Raw genomic sequence first — 240 nt, 5'->3', positions numbered from 1 at the left:
CCCGAACCCAGCCGCAGCACCGCGCCGTTCCGGATCGTCGTCGGGCCGTCGTAGTCCTGGGCGGCCGCGAAGGTCACGTCGTTCCCGCGGGTTCCCGCGGTCACGATGTCCCCGGCGCCGGGTGCGGCCAGCGTGTCGTGGTAGCGGCCGCCGCCGATCCGGGCGCCCAGGGTCACCGGGCCCTTGTGGACGGAGGTCAGCTTCGAGGCCCGGCGGCTCGCCTCGTGGAGGGTGGAGAGG

At 75.4% G+C, this 240-nt stretch carries 1 pseudogene; it reads right to left on the bottom strand.

What is annotated here, in order from left to right:
- Nucleotides 1-240 (bottom strand): annotated as a pseudogene (locus KVT45_RS55565) (autotransporter); the annotation flags it as partial.

The sequence above is a fragment of the Streptomyces sp. GbtcB6 genome, from assembly GCF_019091475.1.
Classification (GTDB): Bacteria; Actinomycetota; Actinomycetes; order Streptomycetales; family Streptomycetaceae; genus Streptomyces; species Streptomyces hyaluromycini.
Note: the sequence above shows the minus strand (reverse complement) of the source record. Positions and strands in the feature narration are given on the sequence as shown.